The organism is Nocardioides sp. (genome assembly GCA_037045645.1).
GTDB lineage: Bacteria > Actinomycetota > Actinomycetes > Propionibacteriales > Nocardioidaceae > Nocardioides.
Window position 1 is genome coordinate 1,805,112 of sequence record JBAOIH010000001.1, and the last position, 18,034, is coordinate 1,823,145.

11 protein-coding genes and 1 pseudogene are annotated in these 18,034 nt (G+C 67.5%); 1 reads left to right on the forward strand and 11 read right to left on the reverse strand.

All coding sequences use genetic code 11. The features are described from left to right. Positions 1-135: 135 nt before the first annotated feature. From V9G04_09005 to V9G04_09035, 7 genes are all read right to left on the reverse strand, one after another. A complete protein-coding gene (locus tag V9G04_09005) occupies positions 136-1,377 on the reverse strand; it encodes an MFS transporter (GenBank protein ID MEI2713418.1) in 1,242 nt (413 codons plus the stop codon). Then, complete coding sequence (locus V9G04_09010; GenBank protein MEI2713419.1) at positions 1,374-1,568, reverse strand: DUF3046 domain-containing protein; 195 nt, start codon at positions 1,566-1,568, stop codon at positions 1,374-1,376. Before V9G04_09010 ends, V9G04_09005 begins: the two co-directional genes overlap by 4 nt. Then, entirely contained in the window at positions 1,565-2,689 is a 1,125-nt protein-coding gene (locus V9G04_09015; GenBank protein ID MEI2713420.1) for a methyltransferase domain-containing protein, read from the reverse strand. The genes V9G04_09010 and V9G04_09015 overlap by 4 nt, the downstream gene beginning before the upstream one ends. A gap of 17 nt (positions 2,690-2,706) precedes the next feature. Continuing rightward, positions 2,707-3,216 carry an ABC transporter permease gene (locus V9G04_09020; GenBank protein ID MEI2713421.1) on the reverse strand — a complete coding sequence of 170 codons (510 nt, stop codon included), beginning with the start codon at positions 3,214-3,216 and terminating at the stop codon, positions 2,707-2,709. A gap of 287 nt (positions 3,217-3,503) precedes the next feature. Continuing rightward, positions 3,504-4,298, reverse strand: coding sequence for an ABC transporter permease (locus V9G04_09025; GenBank protein MEI2713422.1), 795 nt, complete (start codon positions 4,296-4,298; stop codon positions 3,504-3,506). Then, the gene (locus tag V9G04_09030; protein MEI2713423.1) at positions 4,298-5,224 is read right to left on the reverse strand and encodes an ATP-binding cassette domain-containing protein; all 927 of its coding nucleotides are present in this window, start codon (positions 5,222-5,224) and stop codon (positions 4,298-4,300) included. Before V9G04_09030 ends, V9G04_09025 begins: the two co-directional genes overlap by 1 nt. Positions 5,225-5,297: 73 nt before the next feature. Next, positions 5,298-6,182, reverse strand: coding sequence for an NYN domain-containing protein (locus V9G04_09035; GenBank protein ID MEI2713424.1), 885 nt, complete (start codon positions 6,180-6,182; stop codon positions 5,298-5,300). Positions 6,183-6,303: 121 nt separating this feature from the next. On the opposite strand from V9G04_09035, the pseudogene V9G04_09040 reads away from it, so the two are divergent. Continuing rightward, positions 6,304-10,921, forward strand: a pseudogene (locus V9G04_09040) (crosslink repair DNA glycosylase YcaQ family protein). Here the strand turns inward: V9G04_09040 and V9G04_09045 are convergent. From V9G04_09045 to V9G04_09060, 4 genes are all read right to left on the reverse strand, one after another. Continuing rightward, complete coding sequence (locus V9G04_09045; GenBank protein ID MEI2713425.1) at positions 10,905-11,204, reverse strand: helix-turn-helix transcriptional regulator; 300 nt, start codon at positions 11,202-11,204, stop codon at positions 10,905-10,907. The pseudogene V9G04_09040 and the gene V9G04_09045 sit on opposite strands and share 17 nt — an antisense overlap. Positions 11,205-11,287: 83 nt before the next feature. Beyond that, positions 11,288-11,785, reverse strand: a complete 498-nt coding sequence (locus V9G04_09050; protein MEI2713426.1) for a nicotinamide-nucleotide amidohydrolase family protein — start codon at positions 11,783-11,785, stop codon at positions 11,288-11,290. 27 nt (positions 11,786-11,812) lie between these two features. Next, on the reverse strand, positions 11,813-15,229 hold the full coding sequence (locus tag V9G04_09055) for an ExeM/NucH family extracellular endonuclease (protein MEI2713427.1): 3,417 nt from the start codon (positions 15,227-15,229) through the stop codon (positions 11,813-11,815). Positions 15,230-15,308: 79 nt separating this feature from the next. Continuing rightward, positions 15,309-17,945, reverse strand: a complete 2,637-nt coding sequence (locus V9G04_09060) for a 5'-nucleotidase C-terminal domain-containing protein (GenBank protein MEI2713428.1) — start codon at positions 17,943-17,945, stop codon at positions 15,309-15,311. Positions 17,946-18,034: the final 89 nt, after the last annotated feature.

Sequence of the window (18,034 nt, forward strand, 5' to 3'; positions counted from 1 at the left end):
CGTGGATCCCTGTGGATAAGGTCGGGTGCACGTCGTACGTGGTGCCCACAATCTAGACCGAACACGTGTTCGATGTTCGAGTTGGCGCGGCGTGTCGCCGGGAGAATCGGCCGGCGCCTCACCGCGCGACCAGACTCAGTCAGGCAGTGCGGGCGCCGTGGCGCTGTGTCGCACGACGAACGCCGCCGCCAACACGGCCAGGGCGAAGAGTGCGGCGAAGAGGTTGAGTGCCGGGTACCCCCAGCCCCCGACGATCACACCAGACAACGCCGACCCACCCGCGGCGGTGAGGCTCATCAGGCTGTCGGAGGTCCCCTGCACACGCGTACGCATCCCGTGCGGCGCGCGATCGGCGACCACCGCCGAAGAGCCGATCGTCGCGAACGACCACCCCAGGCCCAGCAGGAAGAGACCGAGGAAGATGCCGCTCGACGTGCCCATCGGCGATCGTCCGGCCACCGCCAACGAGACGAGCAGGATCAAGGCTCCGCACCCGATCGTCGTGGCCCGACCGAAGCGGTCGGCGACCGCACCGACCAGCGGCGAGAAACCGAACATGCCGAAGACATGCACCGAGATCACCACGCCGATCACTTCGAGTGTCGAGCCACCGTGCTCCATGTGCAGCGGCGTCATCACCATCACCGACACCATCACCGCATGAGCCGCTGCCATGGCGAGCATCCCTGCGGCGAGCCCGGGGTCTGCACGCAGTGCCGCCCCGACCCGCCCAGACGAGGTCGAGTCCGCCGCGGGTGCAACTCGTACGCCGTCAGCCAGGAGCAGCGGGTCGGGGCGCAACCCCACCGCAACCACGAGCGCGGCCGTCAGCATCCCGACGGCTCCGAGCGCGAAGGGACCGGTCAGTTCGGGGATCCCCAGCTGATCGGCAAACGCGGCGGCAGGGCCGGTCAGGTTGGGTCCCGCGACCGCGCCGATCGTCGTCGCCCAGACCACCACCGACAGGGCGCGCGCTGTGGTCTCGGGCGTCGCAAGGTCGGTGGCGGCATAGCGGCTCGCAGCGTTGGCCGCCGAGACGGCGCCGAGCAGCAGGGTGCCGACGAACAGCAGCGGCAGGGACTCGACGACACCCGCGACTACGGCAAGGAAGGCACCCAAGGCGCCCGTGAGATACGCCCCCACCAGTCCGGGGCGGCGGCCCCGTCGGCCCATCAGAGCGCCGAGAGCGAAGGCGGTCGCGGCGGTCCCGAAGGTCTGGAAGGTCTGGGCCAGTCCGGCCATCGTGTCGGAGCCGGACAGGTCGCGCGCCAGGAGGGAGGCCGTCGCGATCCCGATCGTGATGCCGACCGCGCCCACCACCTGAGCCAGCACCAGGACGCGAAGGGTGCGGCGCTGAACGTGGGTGTGGTCGCTCAACGCTGAGACGCCGGGAGTTCGAGGGCGCGCCACACTGCCGCCCAGACCTGCTTGGCCGGCTCGCCCGCAGCCAACGCCTCGTTGACCGTACGGCCGCCGAGGTCGCGCAGCACGTACTGCTCCGACCACGCGCGTGCGTACGACGGCCCCAGCGCATCCTCCATCCGGGACCAGAACTCGGTGAGCCTCACCTGCGCACCGCCGTCACCTCGAGCCACGTCTCCCCGCGCAGGCCGGCAGCGGACTCGGCGGCCGTCACCTCCCAGCCCGTCTCCCCCAGCACCTTGCGCAGGGGCCCCTCTCGCCAGAACGTGAACAGTCGCGGCGCGCCGACGCTGCCGTGGATCGAGAAGCGCGCGCCCTCTCCCTCCTTGACCGCAAGACGGAAGATGCCGCCCGACCTGGTCACCGCCGCCAGATTGGCGGTGACGATCGGTAGGTCGGCGCGGCGTACGTGCAGCAGGGACGCGTGCGCGTACACCCCGTCGTAGTCCCCCTCGGATGCGCTCAGATCGTCTGTCAACGGGTCGAGCACCTCGGCCTCGATCCCCCGCTCGTGCAACAGGCGTACGAAGCCGGGCGAGATGTCGGTGCGGCGCACGCGTACGCCCAACTCCTCCAGCAGAGCGGCGTCGCGGCCCGATCCGGTGCCGATCTCCAGCACGTGAGCGCCTGGCCCCACGTCGGCCGCGAATGCCTCGATCGCGGCACGCACCTGCGGCGACATCTCCTGGGTGCCGTTCGCATAGTCGGCGGCGAAGGAGTCGTACGCCGCGACGGTGAGGCGCTTGGTCACGTAGGCCACGTCGTGAGCGTGATGGACGACGTCGTGCAGGTGATAGCGGACGAGTGTGTCCACCGTGAACCGGGACCCGTTGCTGCGTCGTCCCGTCCGTCCCCACTGCTCGGCTCCGACGGCGCGATAGCCCTCGGCTACCGCGAGAGCCGCGTCGAGGAGGCCGCCCGCGACCACGAGCGGGTCCTGAGAGCCGTAGTCGGCGTTGACGGCTGCGGCGTCTTGATCCCAATCGGCGAACTCGGGGTCGTCGTGCAGCATCATCATGGTGAGACGTTCGAGGAAGATCCGGTGGACGTCGCGGATGTGGCAGGCGTACTCCAACGGCGACCAGACGTGAGGTTCGGGACGGCAGGCCGCGTCGTCGGTGCGCAGCACGATCTCCCAGGCGCGCGCATCGTGCTCGATCAGGTCGGGGATCGTGGCCGGGCCGACCGCGGACGCATCGAAACCACATTCGGTGCACGGGCGCTCGAGCACCCAGGTCCAGTCCTTGGTGTCCGGCTCGATGCTCACCCCCGCATCTTGTCAGGTCAGGTGAGCAGCAGGGTGTCGAGACGGCGGCGTACGACCGCCACGCCGACCAGGCCCATGGTGACCAGATAGACCACCGAGAGCGCCGACTCCCACGTGACCAACCCGGTGGTGAGTTCGCGGCACAACACGACCCCGCGATACAGCGGCGTGGCCTCGACCACCCAGCGCAGCACCCCGTCGCCGAACGCCTCGATCGGGAAGAACGTCGCGGAGAACAAGAAGAGCGGCATCTGAGCGAGCGTGATCTTCTCGAAGTCCTGCCACGACTTCATCCACGTCGTCAGCGCCATGCAGACAGCAGCGAACGCGAACGCGATCAGCACCGTCGCCGGCAGCGCCAGCAGTGCCCACCAGGAATCGATCAACCCCATCGCCAGCATGACGAGCAAGAAGACGGCCGAGTAGGTCGAGCCGCGCAACAGACTCCACGTGATCTCGCCGCGCGCGACGTCGGCCGTCGTCATCGGGGTGGCCAGGATCTGGTCGTAGAGCTTCTCGTATCTCAATTTCGAAGAAGACGTTGTAGGTCGAGTCCAGCAGCGCTCCGTTGAACGCGCTGGTCGCCAGCATCGCCGGCGCGACGAAGGTGGCGTACGCGATCTGCTCGCCGTGGAAGCTGAACGTGTCGATGAGTTGACCGACGCCGATGCCGATCGAGAAGAGGTAGAAGACCGGCTCGGCGAACCCGGTGACGAAGAGCTTCCAGGCGCCCTTGTAAGCCAGGTAACTGCGAAACACCAACAAACGCGCAGCGGCCACGGGTGTCAGCGGAGCCGGGAACACGGTCGCCATCTCAGGACTCCAGACGCTTCTCAAGACCGGTCACGGCCCATCGCCAGCCGAGCACACTGACGACGACGAGGACGACCAGATTGAGCAGTGCGATGCTCCAGTCGACCCGGTCGAGGCAGAGCATCCGAGACAGGTTGACCCCGTGCCACAACGGCGTGAGTCTGGCGATCCACTCCAGCACCGGACCGAGGTTGGCGACTGGAAAGAACGCACCGGAGAAGAGCGTCAGCGGCACCACGCCAAGGCGAAAGATCACCCCGAAGCCCTCTTCGGAGCGCAACCGGGCGCTGTAACCGAAAACCACGGTCGCGAACGCGAGCCCGACCAGACACTGGCTGATCCAGGCCAGGATCGGACCCCACCAGGACTCGAAGACGCCGAAGGGCGCCAGCACGAGCATGCTGACCGCGCAGGCACTGCCGACCCGGAAGAGCGCGAAGCCGAGCATCGCGTTGACGATGTCGCGTACGGCCAACGGGGTCGCCATCTGCGCGAAGAACGACTTGTGCCACTTGATCCCACCCATCACCGGATAGGTGGTCTCCCCGACCGCGATCTGCATGGCGTGAGCCGCCACCAGGCCGGGCACCACGAACGCCAGGTAGGAGGTCGCGCCTTCGAGCCGGTCGGGATCCCCCTCGATGAAACCGCCGAGCAGCACCCCCATCGCGACCACGTACAGCAGCGGCGTGAGGAAACTCGACACCAGTCCTCCGCGCCAGGTGCGCTTGAACACGGTCGCCCAATAGTCGCACTGGCGAGTCAGCCCCTCCCACGCGGTCAGTTTGGCCTGCATCAATCCACCAACGTCCGACCCGTCAGCCGCAAGAAGACGTCTTCGAGAGACGAACGGCGTACGAGTGATGCCACCGGCTCCAGTCCCCGAGCGAGCGCGCCCGCAAGCACGCGCTCACCGTCGTCGCTGTAGACCAGCAGTCGATCAGGCAGCACTTCCACCCGCTCGCCCAGGTCGACCACCTTCTCGGCAATCACCTCGTGCACGTTGTCCTCGCCGCTGGCGCCGAAGCGCAATTCGGCGACCTCACGCGTCGAGTGCTTCTCGATCAGGGCGCGCGGTGAACCCTCGGCGGCGATGTGCCCCTTGTCCATCACGACGAGGCGATCGCACAACTGCTCGGCCTCGTCCATGTAGTGAGTGGTGATCACCAGCGTCACGCCCGCCTGTTTGAGCCGGAACAGTTGATCCCACAGCACGTGGCGGGCTTGTGGATCGAGTCCGGTCGTCGGCTCATCGAGGAGCAACAGCTCGGGCCGGTTGATCAGGCTGCGCGCGATGGTCAGACGGCGCTTCATTCCTCCGGAGAGGTCTTCGACTCGTGACTTGGCCTTCTCCTCAAGCTTGGCGAACTCGAGCAGTTCCTCCGCGCGCGCACGTACGGTGGCCCGATCGATGCCGAAGTAACGGCCGTAGACGAAGAGGTTGTCGAAGACGTTGAGTTCGTTGTCGAGGGTGTCTTCCTGGGGGCACACCCCCAACCGCGAGCGGATCGCCGGTCCCTGGACGGCCGGATCCAGCCCGAATATCCGCAACTGCCCTGCGCTGACGGGCGACACCGCGGCGATCATCCGCATGGTGCTCGACTTCCCGGCACCGTTGGGTCCCAGGAACCCGAACGCCTCGCCACGCCGGACGTCGACGTCGATGCCCTTGACGGCCTCCAAGTCCCCGAAGGACTTGCGCAGGCCGCGAGCCGAGATCATCGTCTGGTCGTCTCCTGGGTGGGCTGCCACGATCCGCGAGGCTAGACGACGCCACCGACAACACGAAAGCGGCTCACCGCAACCGGATCTCCACCTGGCCGTTGTCGAGCACACGTGTCTCGAGGATCTCCTCGCGCGACTCCACGAAGGCCCGGAACGACGAGAATCCCAGCGACTTCTCCTTGAAGGTCGAGTCCATTCGCTGCATCTGGCTCTTGACGCTCGACGAGTGCACCCAGCCGTCGTCGCTCTTCTCCGACCCCACCCGGATCGCGCGGGTGAACAGCGCCGTGGCCTGCTCGTCGTCGGTGGGTGCCGCCTTCTTGCTCGCGGTCTTCTTGGCATCGGCTGGGGCGACCTTCTTCGCCTCCGCGGTCTTGCGGGTCGGGGCTGGAGCGTTCACCGACGGGAGGTCGGCGTACGAACTGAACTCGTCGCACGCGGCGACCAGCGCCCTGCTGATCGATCCGGCGACGCCGATGCCGATCACGAAACGCCCCATCCGCTTGCAGGACTGCGCGAGCGGGATGTAGTCGGAGTCGCCGCCCACGATCACCACGTGCGTGATGTCGGCGTGCTGGGTCAGATCCGCGACCGCATCGATCGACAGTCGAATGTCGGCACCGTTCTTGGTGCCGGAAACGGAGAAGAGCTGGACCAGGTCCACGGCTCGATCGATCACCTGACGCTTGTAGGCCGCGTTGGCGGGCACGGACCAGTCGGCGTACGCCCGGGTCAGCGCCACCGTGCCGAACGACGACGCGTAGTCGATGATCGCGCCCAGATCCACCTCGGCCTCGGTCAGTCGTTGGTCGACCTCGTCGTGCGAGTCCGGGCGGATCTGGTGGTGCCTGGCGTTGTCTTCACGCCAGGCGCCCTGCCCGTGCAGGTCGTCATAGCGCGAGATGACCATGTTGTCGAAGTCGATGTAGACCGCGACGCGCGAAGTGTCCGCCATACGGCGACATTAGGCGCTGGACCCCCGAATTGTCCGCTCAGCCCCCGGATCGTTGGGGGTTGAGCGGACTCGGGTCCGCTCGACACCCGCCAATGTCGGGGCTATCGGCGAGGATGGACCAGTGAGCGATGCGGGCGAACCTGAGGGCGCGGTTTTCGGACCGGCCACCCAGGCCTGGCTGGATGCCGCATTCGCCTCACCCACCCAGGCCCAACTGGATACCTGGACGCAGGTCGCAACCGGCCGCCACGTCCTCACGGTGGCTCCGACGGGCTCCGGCAAGACGTTGGCAGCGTTCCTGAGCGCGATCGACCGACTGCTGCACGAGCCACTTCCGCCGCGAAGAGACCGCTGCCGGGTGCTCTATCTCTCCCCACTCAAAGCGCTCGGGGTCGACGTCGAGCGCAACCTCCGGGCCCCTTTGATCGGGATCAAACACACCGCCGAGCGGCTCGGGGTGTCGTTGCCCGAATTGACCGTCGGCGTACGCACCGGCGACACGCCTGCGCAGGAACGTCGCCGTCTCGTGACTACGCCCCCCGACATCTTGATCACCACGCCCGAGTCGCTCTTCTTGATGCTCACCTCTCAGGCCCGCGAGTCGCTGCGACACATCGAGACGGTGATCGTGGACGAGGTGCATGCGGTGGCGGGCACCAAGCGCGGATCACACCTCGCGCTGACCCTCGAACGCTTGGACGCCCTGCTGCCCCGGCCCGCGCAGCGCATCGGCTTGTCCGCGACCGTACGACCCATCGCCGACGTCGCCGCCTTCCTCGGCGGTACGGCACCGGTCGAGGTCGTGGCTCCGCCGTCGCAGAAACGTTGGGACCTGCGCGTCGAGGTCCCGGTCGAAGACATGACTCAGCTCAGCGTGCCCGAGGGCAGTGACGACACCCGAGCCGGCTCCATCTGGCCGCATCTGGAGAACCGTCTGCGCGAACTGATCTTGAGTCATCGCTCGACCATCGTGTTCGTCAACAGCCGGCGGCTAGCCGAGCGGCTGACGGCGCGTTTGAACGCACCTGGTTTCGAGACGCCGCCTACGGCGGCTCCTCAACCACCGGATACACCTGGTTTCGAGACGCCGCCTACAGCGGCTCCTCAACCACCGGATACACCTGGTTTCGAGACGCCGCCTACGGCGGCTCCTCAACCACCGCAAGCTCAGACGCCGCCCGCGCAGATGGCCGGGCAGTCCGGGTCCGCCCGACCCGCCACCCAGGTGCTGGCCCGAGCGCACCACGGGTCGGTGTCCAAGGAGACCCGGGCCCAGATCGAGGACGACCTCAAGAGCGGCCGACTTCCGTGCGTGATCGCCACCAGCAGTCTTGAACTCGGCATCGACATGGGCGCTGTCGATCTCGTCGTGCAGGTCGAATCGCCCCCGTCGATCTCCAGCGCGCTCCAGCGCGTGGGTCGCGCCGGTCACCAGGTGGGCGCGGTGTCGCGCGGCGTCACGCTCCCCACGCACCGCAGCGATCTGCTTCCGGCCGCCGTGAGCCTTACCGGGATGCGCGAGGGCAGGCTGGAGGCACTCCACGTGCCTCGCCACCCGCTCGATGTGTTGGCCCAGCAGATCGTCGCGATGACCGCACTCGATGCGTGGGACGTCGAGGCACTCTTCGCCACCATCCGCCGCGCGTCCCCCTACTCCCAACTCCCCCGCTCCGCTTTCGATGCCACTCTCGACCTGCTCAGCGGTCGCTACCCCAGTGACGAGTTCGCCGAGTTGCGGCCACGGATCGTGTGGGACCGCGTTACCGGCGCCATCACGGGTCGACCCGGCGCGCAGCGCCTGGCCGTCACCAGCGGCGGCACCATTCCCGATCGCGGACTCTTCGGCGTCTTCATCGTCGGCACCGCACGCGAGGGCCGCAGCCCCGGACGCCGGGTGGGTGAGCTCGACGAGGAGATGGTTTACGAATCACGCGTTGGCGACGTCTTCGCCCTCGGTGCCTCCAGTTGGCGGATCGAGGACATTACGCATGACCGGGTGCTCGTGACGCCCGCCCCCGGAGTCCCTGCACGCCTGCCGTTCTGGACCGGCGACGCCCAAGGACGACCCGCAGAATTGGGCGCGGAGATCGGGCAGGCAGCACGCGAACTCACCGCGTCGACGCTGGACAGCGCAGTCGCACGGTTGGTCGACATCGGGCTCGATGTCCAGGCAGCGAACAACCTGGCGACCTACCTCCAAGAGCAGGTGACGGCGACGGGCCGGGTGCCGAGCGACACCGCACTCATCGTGGAGCGTTTTCGCGACGAGTTGGGCGACTGGCGGATGGTCGTGCATTCTCCGTACGGCACCCCGGTCCACGCGCCCTGGGCCCTCGCGATCAACGCACGCTTGCGCGAGCGTTACGGCGTCGACGGGCAGGCGATCGCCAGCGACGACGGCATCGTGATCCGCATCCCCGACACTGACGAAGAGCCACCGGGAGGTGAACTCATCGTCTTCGAAGCGGACGAGATCGCGGATCTGGTGACCCAGGAGATCAGCGGTTCCGCGCTCTTCGCCAGCCGATTCCGCGAGTGCGCCGCCCGCGCCTTGCTGCTGCCCCGCCGCGATCCCGGCCGCCGTTCGCCCCTGTGGCAGCAGCGTCAGCGCTCAGCACAGTTGCTGGAGGTCGCGGCCAAGTACCCGTCCTTCCCGATCATCTTGGAGGCCGTCCGCGAGTGCCTTCAAGACGTCTACGACGTGCCCGGACTGACCACGCTGCTCGGGCGGATCGCCAGCCGTGGGGTCACCGTGACGGATCTGGAGACACCACAGCCTTCGCCGTTCGCCCGGTCCCTGATGTTCGGATACGTCGCGTCGTTCATGTACGAGGGCGACTCCCCCATCGCCGAACGCCGCGCTGCGGCGCTGACCCTCGATCAGGGGCTGCTGGCCGAACTGCTCGGGCGTGCCGAACTGCGCGAGCTGCTCGATCCCGACGTGCTGGCCGAACTCGAGGCCCAGTTGCAATGGCTGGCCCCCGATCGCCGAGCGACATCTGCCGAGGGCGTGGCCGACCTGTTGCGCAAGGTAGGACCACTCACGCCCGCCCAACTCGCGGCCAGATGCGCTGACGGCGAGGCCGTGTCGCAGTGGGTCGCCGCCCTCGCAGAGCAGCGCCGGGTCGTACGCACGCGGCTCGCGGGTGCGGATGTGTGGGCCGTCGTCGAGGACGGCGCGCGATTAAGAGACGCCCTCGGCGTCCCGGTGCCGCCCGGCACCCCGGCGCAGTTGACCGAGCCGGTGGCCGATCCCCTGGGAGATCTGGTCTCCCGCTTCGCGCGTACGCACGGCCCTTTCCTCACCGACGACGTCGCAGAGGCGCTCGGCATCGGCTCCGCAGTGGCGCGTGGTGCTTTGGAGCGGCTGCGCGCAGAAGGGCGCCTGGTCGAGGGCGAATTCCGACCGGCCGGCATTTCGTCCGAGTGGTGCGACGCAGGTGTCCTGCGGACGTTGCGACGTCGTTCCCTGGCTCGCCTTCGCAACGAGATCGAACCGGTCCGACCAGTGGCATTGGCTCGTTTCGAGCTTCTCCTGGCAGGGGATCTCCCTCACGCGCGGCCGACCGCGTGGGGTCGAAGGGGTGCTCCAGGTGGTGGACCAGTTGGCGGGAGCCGTCGTGCCGGCGTCGGCTTGGGAGTCGCTGATCCTGCCTGCCCGGATCGAGGACTATCAGCCGGCGCTGCTCGACGAACTCACCGCGACGGGTGACGTGGTGTGGGCCGGTCACGGAGCGCTCCCCAGCTCTGACGGGTGGGTCTCGCTCCATCTGGCCGACCGGGCGGCGGCGACACTTCCCGAGCCCCAGCCGTTCGAACACTCCGATCTCCACGACGCGATCCTGGCCGCCCTGGCAGGTGGAGGCGCGTGGTTCAGCCGTCAGCTGGCTCAGGCAGCCGACCACCCGGATGACTCCACGTTCGCCGAGGCACTCTGGGACCTGGTCTGGGCCAGTCACGTCACCAACGACACCCTTGCCCCGTTGCGGGGTCGACTCGCTGCCGGGGGGACCAGCCACAAGATCGCGCGGCGCCCCGGCCGCGGACGTGTGGCCGGCGGTCGGGTCGGTCCTCCGAGGCTGGCCAGTGCCGCCGGTCGTTGGGCTGCGTTGCCAGCCGTGGACGGCGACCACACTCGGCGTACGCACGCACTCGCCGAGACCCTGCTGGCTCGCCATGGCGTCGTCACTCGCGGCGCAGTGGTCGCCGAGCAGGCCCCCGGCGGATTCGCGGCGATCTATCAGGTGCTGAGTCGTTTCGAGGAGTCCGGCCGGTGTCGTCGCGGCTACTTCGTCGAAGGGCTGGGCGCGGCGCAGTTCGGGACAGCTGGCGCGGTCGACCGGCTGCGTACGTTCTCCAAGGACCCCGAGGCGTTCGCCGCTGTCGCGCTGGCTGCCACCGATCCGGCCAACCCCTATGGTGCGGCTTTGCCGTGGCCCCCGACCGAGGGGCACCGACCGGGCCGCAAGGCCGGCGCGATCGTGGTGCTGGTCGACGGCGCGTTGGTGCTCTATGTCGAACGCGGGGGGCGCACCCTGCTCAGCTTCACCGACGACGAGCAGCAGTTGTCCGCCGCGACAGGCTGCCTGAGTGAGGCCGGACGACGCGGCGTCCTGGGGCGGCTGACCGTCGAACGCGCTGACGGCGCCGAACTGTTGGGCTCCGCGTCGGTGTTGCGTACGGCGCTGGAGGAGGCCGGATTCGTGTCGACTCCGCGTGGGCTCAGGCTGCGTGGTTGACCGCGGCGGCTCCGGCAGCGGCGCCCACGAGCTCGGCCGCCTCGCTCGCCTCGACCTGGCGCACCGAGGTGCTCACCTCGCGCAACAACACGCTCAGGGGTAGGTCGAGCGCGTCGCACAGTGCCGCGAGCAACTCCGACGACGCCTCCTTGTGACCGCGCTCGATCTCGGAGATATAGCCCAACGACACCCGCGCCCGCTTCGAAAGTTCGCGCAAGGTCAGGCCCTGCTGCATCCGCGCACCACGAAGGACATCGCCGAGCACGCTGCGCAGCAGGATCATCTAGGTCTCGCTTTCGACTGGGGATCGCGGTCGAACCGCGTTCAGGGGCAAACGCTACCGGACGGCCCATTCATTCCGGCGGCTCATTCCAAGTGCTCCTCTGAATGCACCACACCGATCAACAGGTCGAGCGCCGCCCGTACGCTCGCCGTGGTGACGGCGGCGCGATCACCGGGCAGGTCGAGGCGTCTCACCACGTCGCCGGCAGGCCCGACGACGGCGATGAACACGGTGCCGACCGACTTGCCCTCCTCCTCATCGGGGCCTGCGACACCGGTCGCTGCCACCGCATAGGTGGCCTCGAAGAGGCGGGCGGCCCCTCTCGCCATCTCGACCGCGCACTCAGCCGAGACGGTGCCGTGTCGAGCCACGACCTCCTCCGCCACCCCCAGCACCTGGTGTTTGGTGCGCGCGAAGTAGACCGCTGCGCCTCCCGCCACACAGGCGGATGCCCCGGGGACGGAGGTCAACTCTGCGACGATCCGTCCCGCGGTCAGGGATTCAGCGGTCGCGACGGACTCGCCGCGCTGCACCAAGGTGAGGTGCAGCGCGGCGATGTCAGCTTCGCAGCATCCGGTCAGTGCTTGCGCCTTTCATCACTCATTGGTTCAGCGCTTGAGCCAGATGGCGCGCTTCTTCTTGGTCGGCAACGTGGTGGAGTTGCCCCGGTACTTCACCACCACGATGTACTTGCCGGGCCTCTTGAACTTCGCGTCCTTGAGATCGATCTTGACCTTCCCGCGCTTGCCCAACCTGGCCTTCACCTTGTGCTTGGCACCCTTGGGCTTGATCACCTTGACGACGACCTTGCCGCGCGGGTACTTGAAGCCACGCACCGCGATCGGCAACACCGCGTCACCGAACTTCAACTTCCGATCGAGCAGACGCAACTTCACCTTCGCCCGCACCACATCAACCTCCACCTTGGCCTCACCAGCCGCAGTGACCGTGTCGCCCAGGTACTTCACCGTCAGCGTGTGGATCCCGACCTTGTCGAACGGACCAACCGACAGATAGGCCTGACCATCGGCGTGCAGCGAGCCCGAACCGACCTTCTCCGCACCATCCCAGACCTCCACAGCACCGGTCGGCGTCTTCCCAGCCGACGTCACCGCCACCGTGACACCGGTCTTGTCCTGCCGGAACTTCACCGTGCCCGGATCGACCGTCGCCGTGACTTTCGGCGTGTGGATCGTGGTGCCGACGCTGCCGCTCTTGATCCCGACGATCTCCGGGTTGTGGTCCGAGGACCGGAACGGCCCCGCGTCATAGAGGTTGGTGGCGTTGTAGTTGAAGCGACTGTATTCGTAGTAGACCGACTCGTTGGCGTTGATCTCCCAGATGTCGACCCCCGTCACCACCCCACGCGCGGCATCATTGGCCAGCACGTGGTCGAGCGAGCCGACCTGACCGTCGAAGTTGTACGACTCCTCCTTCGGGTCGCTGGTCGAATCCAGGCTGGTGTATCCGGCCGCCTCCAGCACCTGGATCGGGTCCTCCTTGCTGTAGGCATTGAAGTCGCCCGCCAAGAACAGCTTGGTGATCCCACTGCCAGTCTTGAACTCTTGGGCGAAGTTCACCAGTGACTCGGCCTGCAACACTCGACGGTCGGTGGCATTGCCCTGACCGTACGGATCCGGCGTGCCCGAACCCTTCGACTTGAAGTGGTTGACGATCACTGCGAAGGCGTCACTGTCGGGGGTTCCGACCATCTTGAAGCCCTGCGCCAGCGGCTCGCGGGCGTCTTCGAAGGCTCCCCCGGCAGCCGACTCGTCGCTGAGCACGACCGACTTGCCGACCAGCGCGACCGCAGCCGGCTGATAGATGAAGCCGTTGCGAATCACGTCCTGCTGCTCCAGAGGAGGCAGCGTGGCCGGCGACGGTGCGTACGCCCAGGTGCCCGCCCCCGCGTCCGCGTTGAGCGCCTTGACGAGTTCACTGATCGCGAAGTCACGGTCCTTGCCGAACTTCACCGAGTTCTCCAACTCCTCCAGCGACACGACGTCGGCGTCCGCGGTGTTGATCGCGGCGACGATCTTGGCGCGCTGGCGTCCCAGGTTGGCGTCGTCGGCTGCACCGCGGGGCCCGTCGGGATCGCAGCGGTTGTTCGTGATGCGTGCCCCTGCCCTGTCGGTGTAGTAGGTGCAGGTGCCAGCACCACTGGCGACGAACTCCTCGCCCGTGGTCGGGAAGAAGTTCAGCACATTGAAGGTGGCCAGTTTGAGGTTGCCGCCGACCGGCTCGGGAGCGGCCGGGCGGTTCTGCTCGAAGGTGATGCCGGTCGGCTTCCCGACGACCTGTCCCTGTGGAATGACCCGCCAGGCGTTGAAGCCGTACGTGAACACGACCGGGTCGTCGAAGGTGACACCGGCACCGACACGCACCGTGTGGTCGCGCGTGAACCACGGGAAGGGGTCGGAGGCATGTGAGGTGGTCGAGTAGGTCCAGCTCGAGCCGTCGTCCAGGATGATCCGGTGGGCGTCGTTGTACGCCTTGCGGGCCGCGATCGCCGCCGTGTCCTGCGCGTCGATGACCTCGGTAGGCGCCACCAGCGGGTCGTCGCTGTTGGCGGCAAGACCGATTTCGCCGCGGAAGGCAGAACTGTTGGAGCCATTGCTGTAGTAGGGACCACCGTCGTACGAATCGGTCACGGTCCAGGCTGTGGTCGGCTTGAGCAGTTCGCTCTCTTGGGCCTCCCGAGCCTGGTCGAGTCCAGCGCTCGCCTGGCAGTCCGTGCCCGGAAGGGCACAGTCGGCTCCGGCGATCTGGGTCTTCGGCACGACAGCGCCAAGTGCCGCCACCGGCGTGATGTCACTTTGCGCTGCGGAGATCTGCGTCTGGCCGGAGAACTCGTTGGCCGTGCCGCGCACGCGTACGGAGTCTCCGATCGCGGGATAGGACGAGAACCCGCTGGTCCCGCCATACACGAAAATCCCGTCCGAGGCTCCGGGCGTGGTGTCCTCGCCGGGCGTTTGGATGTAGAAGCCGTTGAGACCGCCGGTCGGATAGGCAGCGGTCACGACGCCCTGGGTCACGACCGCCTCGCCAGCGAACGGCGTGGTGGCGCCGGCGCCCTGGATCTCGGCGATCGTACGAAGGCTCGCGGCCGGGCTGATCGTCAGAGTGAAGCTGGTCGTCGCGCTGGCGGCGGGGCTGGCAGAGTCGGTCACCGTCGCGGTGACCGCGAAGCTGCCGTCAACCTCCGGCGTCCCGCTGACCGTGCCGTCGCTGCTGATCGTGACCCCGGCGGGAAGGCCCGTCGCGGTCCACGAGTACGGCGTGGTGCCCCCGGTCGCACTCAGGGTGAACGCGGAGAGCGCGATCCCGACCTGGCCGGACTTGTCGCCGGTTGTGGCCGCCGAGAGCGGCGAAGGTCCTTGCGTGGCGGGCGTCGGCGAGGGTGCCGCCGTGGTGAAGTCCGCAGAGTTCACGTCGGTGTCGGCACCGGCGCTGCGATTGAGCGAGTTGGTGGCCGACCCGGCGACCGTGGTGGGGCTGGTCTCGTAGGAGGTGGCCGAAGACGTTGCTCCGACCATGTCCACGATGCCTGCGACTCCAGCCAGGTTTCCCGTGGCGGTCGCCTGCTCCGTGCCATTGACGAGGAGCACCTGCCCGCCTGCGGCAGCCATGGAGAACGCGGGCGAAGCCGTGGCGTTCGGCGTCGGCAACTCGGCGCCGTTCGCGCCGACATTGCTCATCCGGATCAGGTAGGTGGAGCCGGCAGGCACGCTGCCGGACAGGGCGTACGGCGCCCCACCGCTGCCACCGCCTGCGGATCGGTATTGGATCGAAAGCCCGGCAAGATCGATCGCCGAGGCGGTCGGGTTGTAGAGCTCGACGAAGTCGGCGTTGAAGAGAGCGCCGCTGTTGCCGCCTGCGCCGTAGACCTCGTTGATGACCAGGCCGGTGCCGGCCGGGTTGGCGCCAGCGGGCGCAGCGATGAGTGCGGTGATCGGGGCGACAAGCGCCGCCGGCAGCAAAGCTGCTGCGAGGGCCCGACGGCCCCGAGAAGCCAGGAGATTCATGCAGGTTCCTTCATGGATGGGAGTGGTGCCGGAGAACGAAGCGGGGCCGCCAACCGTGACGGCTGGCGGCCCCGGACGTTCAGCGCTTGAGCCAGATGGCGCGCTTCTTCTTGGTCGGCAACGTGGTGGAGTTGCCCCGGTACTTCACCACCACGATGTACTTGCCGGGCCTCTTGAACTTCGCGTCCTTGAGATCGATCTTGACCTTCCCGCGCTTGCCCAACCTGGCCTTCACCTTGTGCTTGGCACCCTTGGGCTTGATCACCTTGACGACGACCTTGCCGCGCGGGTACTTGAAGCCACGCACCGCGATCGGCAACACCGCGTCACCGAACTTCAACTTCCGATCGAGCAGACGCAACTTCACCTTCGCCCGCACCACATCAACCTCCACCTTGGCCTCACCAGCCGCAGTGACCGTGTCGCCCAGGTACTTCACCGTCAGCGTGTGGATCCCGACCTTGTCGAACGGACCAACCGACAGATAGGCCTGACCATCGGCGTGCAGCGAGCCCGAACCGACCTTCTCCGCACCATCCCAGACCTCCACAGCACCGGTCGGCGTCTTCCCAGCCGACGTCACCGCCACCGTGACACCGGTCTTGTCCTGCCGGAACTTCACCGTGCCCGGATCGACCGTCGCCTTCACGGTGCTCGCGTGGACCACCACCTTGATCGGGACCCTGACGACCGTGCCGGTGTTGTTGCCCGTCACCACCAACTCGGTCGCGCCCGCGGCGGCGTTGGCCGGAATGACCACGTCGACCGACGCCTTGCCCGACTCGTCGGCAACCACGGTGCCCAACGTGTTGTCGACCGGGAACGAGCCCAGGTCGGTGCCGCCGAGCCTCACCTTCACCGAAGTGTCGGTCTTGTCTGCGGGGCCTGACATCGCCAGCGAGGTGAGGTCGAACTTCGCGTGAGCCCCGCGCAGCACACTGTTGCTCGCGCCGCTGGGCCACACGACACCCACCTGCTGCTGGGCGAAGCTGGGGCTGGCAGGCGACTTGGCGGCCATGTAGTCCACCATCGAGGCGAGGTCGACCTTGCCGGTGTCACGCTTGGACGTGCCGTTGGCCAACTCGAAGAAGTTGTCGCCTCCGGTCGACAGGAACGAGTTCACCGTCACCGAATAACTGGTGCTCGGCGAGATCGGGGTGCCGTTGAGCCACATACCGGTGATCCGGTCGCCCTCGGGGCGACTGGCGTCGTACGTCGACGTGAACCCGGCCGAGGTGCCCAGACGCAGGAAGGGACGCGAGGAACCCGCGGGCTGCCACTGCTGCTCCAGCACCTTCTTGATCTGATCGCCGGTCAACCGCATGTTGACCAACGTGTTGGCGAAGGGCTGCACCACGGCGGCCTGCTTGTAGGTCAGGTCGCTGGGGTACGCGCCGGTGCCGGCCGCGATGCCGAGCATGTCCTGGCGCAGACCGCCGGGGTTCATGAACGCGATCTGGGCACCACCGAAGGTGTCCGACTCCGTGGACCAACGCTGCACCTCGGCGACCAAGTTGCCGAGAGTCGATTCACCACCGCGGTTCTCGCTCGTACCGTTGGCCATCTTGGCGCGGTAGAACGGGCCGCCGAGCTGGCCCAGCACACGGGCGCCGAGCACGTCTGCTTGAGCCACCGCCGGGTTGACGATGTTGTCGCGGATGTTGTCGCGCAACGCGATCGCTGCCGGATCGCTGAGCGTCACCGAGTTGGCGGCCGTGGTGACCGAACTGTTGAGCGTCGCGGTGTTGGCGGTGGTGTCCACGGTGAACTTCAGGACGTCCAAGTTGGTGCCGTATTGACCAGCCGAAACCACCGGGATGCCATTGGATGCCGTGCAGGTGTAGGACAGGTGGGTGTGCCCGGAGATGACCGCGCTGACGTTGGTCTTGACACCGTCCACGATCGCCTGGAAGACCGGGTTGCCTGGCGATGTCGGGTTGCAGTCGGAGGTGCCATAGCCCTCGTGGACGAGCATCACGACCATGTCGGCACCGGCCGCACGCAAGGAAGCGGCCCCGGCGTTGACCTCGTCCACGATCTTGGTCACCTTGACATCGACGATGCCACCGGGGCTGACCAGGGACGGAAGTTCCTCGGTGACCGCACCGACGAAACCGACCTTGGCGCCGCCCGGTGTCTCGGCCATCCAGGTGCCGCCGTCGGAAGCGTTGGCGCCGTTGTGGTTGTTGGCAGCGTCGGGCGTCACCGAGCGCAGTGCATAGGAGTTGTCGGACTTCTTGCGCACGTTGGAGGCCAGATAGACCCACTTGGCCCCGCCTTCGGCGTGACCGGGTGCCATGACGCGGTCGTTGAGGTCGGCGTACCCACCGTCGAACTCGTGGTTGCCGGCTGCCGAGACGTCGAGCCGCATCGCGTTGAACGCGTCGATGGTCGGCTTGTCCTTCTGGATGAACGACTCGAAGGTCGAGGCACCGATCAGGTCGCCGGCCGCCGTGAAGATCGTGTCGCCGGCGAAGTCGGCGCGCAATTGCTCGACGGCACCGCCGAACTGCGCCGCACCCGCCTCGTTGGCCGGCGGCGAAACGTTGCGCAGCAATCGACCGTGGAAGTCATTCGTGCCGAGGATCTGAACCTCGACGGTGGCCGCGTGCGCCGCGGGAGCTGTGGCCAGAAGGGCCGCAGACGAAGCGATGAGGGCAGTGGAGGCCGCGGCAGCGACCCGTCTCTTCCCACCTGGGAATCTGGCAACTGACACGTGGTGCGCCTTCCGTTGGGGCCGGACCATCACAGGTCTGGCTCAGTAGTGACGCCGATCACCCTAACCCCTTTCGAGTGGCCTGAAGA